Genomic DNA, 4,838 nt, shown 5'->3' with positions numbered 1-4,838 from the left:
ACCGACAACTTTCCGCGCGACCTCGCCGTGGGCGAACGTGACGAGGCGACCTCGTGGACGGTGCGCACCACCGTCGACGACCGGCGGCTCGACATCCGCGCCGAGCACGAGCCCAGCGACGGAGGGTCCTACTACGACTGGAAGTGCGCGGACTTCCAGTCCAGCGGCGACGTGCTGACGGAGTGCACCGAGGTGCCGACGAGCGACGGCCGGACCGCCATCGACTACTGGTACATCAACCGGGCCATCCCCAGTGCCTCCCACAACTTCGTCGTTCCTGCCGACCAGGCGACCGGCCGGGTCGAGGTCTTCGTCGGCGAACGACTCGCCGACCCGCCGGCCGACCTGACGATCGCCGACCTGAAGGAGAAGCTCCAGCTCAGCAGCCGGGCGATGCTCGAGATCGCCGAGGACCCACGACTGCGCCTGCCGCTCCCGGCCACGCTGCCGCCACTGCCCAGCTACGGGTTCTGCATCAACTCCGACCCGCACCCGCCGGAATGCCCCGCGAGCCTGTACTGACCTCGCTCTCAGGACGTCTTCAGGCCCATCGGCCATGATGGTGCCGTGTCCCGCCCTGTCCCGCCTGCTCGCGTGCTCGTCGTCGACGACGACCGCGCGGTGCGTGAGTCGCTGAAGCGCTCCCTCGTCTTCAACGGGTACGACGTCCACCTGGCCGGCGACGGAGCCGAAGCCCTGGCGGGGATCGGTGCGCTCGCGCCGGACGTGGTCGTGATGGACGTGATGATGCCCAAGCTCGACGGCCTCGAGACGACGCGGGCGTTGCGCGCCGCCGGCAACGACGTACCCGTGATCGTGTTGACCGCCCGCGATGCCGTGGGCGACCGGGTCGAGGGGCTCGACGCCGGTGCGGACGACTACCTCACGAAGCCGTTCGCGCTCGAGGAACTGCTGGCCCGGCTGCGCGCGTTGCTGCGCCGGGTCGTCCCCGCCGAGGACGGCGCCGAGGAGGAGGTGCTCTCGTTTGCCGACCTCACCATGAACGTCACCACCCGCGAGGTGTTGCGCGGCACCCGCCACATCGAGCTGACGCGCACCGAGTTCACGCTGCTGGAGATGTTCCTGCGGCGCCCGCGGCGGGTGCTGGACCGCTCCTTCATCCTCGAAGAGGTCTGGGGCTACGACTTCCCCACCACCGCCAATTCGCTCGAGGTCTACGTCGGCTACCTGCGCCGCAAGACCGAGGCCGCCGACGAGGCGCGCTTGATCCACACCGTCCGCGGCATCGGCTATGTGCTGCGCGCCACGGAGTCATGATCGGGTCGTGACGCGTGGTGAGCGAGTGAGCAGGTGAGCGCCTGGGGCCTGGTCGCGATGCGGCCGGGAAGCGACGGCCGCTGGCACTACCGTCGTTCCCTGGCCAGCCGGGTGATCTGGCTGACGACGATCGCGGTCGGCCTGTCGGTGGCGCTGGTGGCCGTGGGCGCGTACTTCACCGCCCGCGTCCAGATGCAGAACACCCTGGACGACTCCCTGCTCGACCGCGCCAACAAGGCCGCCGCCACCGACACCCTGCTGGAGGTCGGCGCGCGCGGGGTGCCGCCGTGGGCCCTGGGCGCGGCCGACGTACGGATCGCGTTCGTCGACTACAAGGGCAATCCCGCGATCCTCGACCGCGGGCCGGCGATCGAGCTCGGCGCTCCGGAGATCGAGGTCGCCCGCGGCGAGCACTCGTCGAGCCTGCGCACCCTGCTCATCGCCGGCGAGCGGTACCGCGTCGTCGCCGTGCCGACGCAGCAGGACGGCATCGCGCTGGTGATCGCCCAGCCCCTCGAGGACCAGGACCGCACCCTGTCCCGGCTCGGCTGGGTGACCATCGCCTTCGGTGCCTTCGGCGTGATCGTCGCTGCCCTGGCGGGTTGGACGGTGGCGAGCAACGGCCTCAGACCGGTGCGCAAGCTCACCGATTCGGTCGAGCACATCGCCCGTACGGAGGACTTCACGCCCCTGTCCATCGAGGGCGACGACGAGGTCGCGCGCCTCGCGACGGCGTTCAACCACATGCTGGTGGCCCTCGACGCCAGCCGCGTCCGGCAGCGACAGCTCGTCGCCGACGCGAGCCACGAGCTGCGGACCCCGCTCACGGCCCTGCGCACCAACGTCGACCTGCTGACCATGACCGCCCGCCAGCCCGACGGCCTGCGCAACCTGCCGCCCGATGCCCGCGAGGAGCTGCTCGACGACGTCCAGGCCCAGATCGAGGAGCTCACCACCCTGATCGGCGACCTGACCTCGCTCGCCCGCGACGAACCGATGCCCATCCAGGTCGAGCCCGTCGACCTCGCCGACGTCGTCGACCACGCCATCCAGCGCGTACGACGACGCGCACCCAGCCTCGAGTTCGAGGTCTTCACCCGTCCCTGGTGGGTGATCGGCGAAGCCGCCGAGCTCGAGCGGGCCGTGACCAACCTGCTCGACAACGCCGCCAAGTGGAGCCCCGAGGCGGGCCAGGTCACGGTGCGCCTCAGCGACGGCGTCCTGACGGTCGACGACCAGGGGCCGGGCATCAACGAGGCCGACCGCCCCCGGATCTTCGACCGCTTCTGGCGCTCCCCCGACGCCCGTACCCTGCCCGGATCCGGCCTGGGCCTGGCCATCGTGCGCCAGGTCGCCGAACGCCACTCCGGCTCGGTCCACGCCACCGCCAATGCCAGTGGAGGGGCGCGGATGGTCCTGCGGCTCCCCGGAAGAGAGAAGAACGATGCGTGACACGAAGTGGGGGGTGGCGGCCGTCGCCGTGCTGCCCCTGGTCCTGGCCGGCTGTGGCGGCGAGGACGTCGGCGCAAAGCCGGACCTGCCGACCGAGACGCCCGCGTTGTGGAACCCCTGCGACGCCCTGGATGCCGCCTTCGTGCTGAAGCACTTCGGGTCCACGACGACCGAGCACGCCGGTACGCCCACCCTTCCGGAGTGCCGGTTCGCGCCGGCGAAGGACTCGGGCGAAGCGGCCGTCACCGCGAACTACCAGCTGTTCGGCGGCAGCCTCGACGACTTCTGGGCGAAGATGGGCCAGACCGCGGGAGCCGACGTCCGCACACCCGACGTCCCGCTCGCCGACGCGGCACGGATCGTGGTCGACGCGGCCAAGGACCAGCTGTACGTCACCGGTTTCGTGCAGAACGGCACCCTGTTCGAGGTCGTCAACCTGGTCGATCCTGCGCCGTACGACGAGGAGCGGGCCGTGCGCGGTGTCGAAGCCACGCTCGGGGCCCTCTCCGCGCATGCCGACGAGGCTGGTGCCGGTTCGCCCAGCCCGACCGGCTGATCCCGGTCAGATCCGGCGGTTGACGCTCTCGGAGTAGGCGCCCGGCCGGAACAGCAGGATCGGGTCGTCGGAGAGCCCGATGCCGTCGATGACGCGCGTAGGGTCGAAGACCGTCACCTTGCCGTCGCCCTCGGGGTCGGGTGCGGTGGAGGTGACCTCGATCGTGCCGGCGTCGAACGTCTCGACGCCGCGCCACACGGACATCGGGTCGTGCGGGTCATCGCCGTCGGACGCGATGGTGACCTCCAGCGTGAACCGCACCGGCCTGGCCGCGAGTCGGGCCTCCATCTCGTCGAAGAGCCGGTCATCCCCGCTGAAGGTGCCCTCGGGCCGGCCGGCCTCCTCGTCCAGCGGGCGCAGGACGTAACGCACCCAGCGCTCGATGCCGGTGGCCGAGGTCCAGAGGTACGCGTGGATCGGGAAGAACGTCGCCGCGGCAAAGCTCTTCGGCGGCACGAGGGCCCCGGCCCTGGCGTTGACCGCGAGCGCGGGCAGGGCGTTGGGGTGGCGCAGCAGGAACCCCGGCAGGGCCGACGGTTTGCGGGCCGCCTCGACCATCCGGACGAACGCGTCGGGCGAGCGCACCGGGAAGCGTGGCGCGGTCTGCCCGAGCAGGTCGGTCGCGCCGTCGGGGTGACGGAACGACACCGCCATGCCGCGTACGTCGGGCGCCTTGTCGGGCGACTTCGGGTCGCCGCCACCGTTGGACCAGCGGACCAGCACGGGCACCGGATCGCCCTGCAGGTGCGCGGCGCGGCCGTGTTCCGTGGCGGTGGGGGTGGCCGTGAAGGTGCCGGTGTAGAAGCGGCCCTTGGCGTGCAGTGAGCGGGCGCCGCCATGCGCCCCGAAGGCGGCCTGGATCCGGTCGATCGCCTCGGCGGGAGTCACCATGGGGGGACGCTACCGTCAGCGCCGGTCACCGCACTACGGATCGATCGCCTGAAGGAGCCGCTCGGCCTTCCACCGCGTCTCGTCGTACTCGTCCTCGACCTCGCTGGCGACGGTGATCCCGCCACCCGTGCCGAGGACGTAGTCATCGCCGGCCGTGACGAGGGTGCGGATGATGACGCCGAGGTCGGCGCGACCGTCGCCGGAGATCCAGCCGAAAGCGCCGCTGTAGGCACCGCGCGGGGTCGCCTCGACCTCCTCGATGATCTCCATCGTGCGGAGCTTCGGGGCGCCCGTCATCGAGCCGGCAGGGAACAGCGAGCGCAGCGCACCCACCGTCGTGACGTCGTCGCGCAGGTGGCCCCGGACGGTCGACACGAGCTGGTGCACCGACGAGTACGACTCGACCTCCATGAGCGTCGGCACCTCCACCGACCCGACGTCACACACCATCGCCAGGTCGTTGCGGAGCAGGTCGACGATCATCAGGTTCTCGGAGCGGAACTTGGGATCGCTGGCGAGGTGCTCGCGCGCCGCCGCATCCTCGTCGGGCGTGCTGCCGCGCGCCGTGGTCCCCTTGATCGGCTTGGTCTCCAGGGTGCGGTCGGCGGTGACCAGGGCATACCGCTCCGGGGACGAGCTCAACAGCCACGCCTCCGCACCT

At 71.2% G+C, this 4,838-nt stretch carries 6 protein-coding genes; 4 read left to right on the top strand and 2 right to left on the bottom strand.

Annotation, left to right across the window (positions count from 1 at the left end):
- The 4 genes from ACOADB_RS14110 to ACOADB_RS14095 form a co-directional block, all read left to right on the top strand.
- Nucleotides 1-522, top strand: a 522-nt coding sequence (locus ACOADB_RS14110; protein WP_378599685.1) for a hypothetical protein, incomplete at its 5' end; no start/stop codon positions are given.
- Between the two features lie 45 nt (nucleotides 523-567).
- Entirely contained in the window at nucleotides 568-1,278 is a 711-nt protein-coding gene (locus tag ACOADB_RS14105; protein WP_378599683.1) for a response regulator transcription factor, read from the top strand.
- A 33-nt stretch (nucleotides 1,279-1,311) separates the two neighbouring features.
- Nucleotides 1,312-2,730, top strand: coding sequence for a sensor histidine kinase (locus ACOADB_RS14100; RefSeq protein WP_378599682.1), 1,419 nt, complete (start codon nucleotides 1,312-1,314; stop codon nucleotides 2,728-2,730).
- Nucleotides 2,723-3,286 carry a hypothetical protein gene (locus ACOADB_RS14095; RefSeq protein ID WP_378599680.1) on the top strand — a complete coding sequence of 188 codons (564 nt, stop codon included), beginning with the start codon at nucleotides 2,723-2,725 and terminating at the stop codon, nucleotides 3,284-3,286. The genes ACOADB_RS14100 and ACOADB_RS14095 overlap by 8 nt, the downstream gene beginning before the upstream one ends.
- Nucleotides 3,287-3,292: 6 nt before the next feature.
- Here the strand turns inward: ACOADB_RS14095 and ACOADB_RS14090 are convergent, their stop codons facing one another.
- Both ACOADB_RS14090 and ACOADB_RS14085 read right to left on the bottom strand, forming a co-directional pair.
- Nucleotides 3,293-4,177, bottom strand: a complete 885-nt coding sequence (locus ACOADB_RS14090) for a catalase (RefSeq protein ID WP_378599679.1) — start codon at nucleotides 4,175-4,177, stop codon at nucleotides 3,293-3,295.
- A gap of 33 nt (nucleotides 4,178-4,210) precedes the next feature.
- Nucleotides 4,211-4,838: anthranilate synthase component I family protein (locus ACOADB_RS14085; protein ID WP_378599677.1), on the bottom strand; the 628-nt coding region annotated here is incomplete at its 5' end.

This window comes from Nocardioides sp. CPCC 206348 (assembly GCF_048654705.1).
Lineage (GTDB): Bacteria > Actinomycetota > Actinomycetes > Propionibacteriales > Nocardioidaceae > Nocardioides.
The sequence above is the reverse complement of the archived record's forward strand: the minus strand, read 5'-3'. Positions and strand labels throughout refer to the sequence as shown.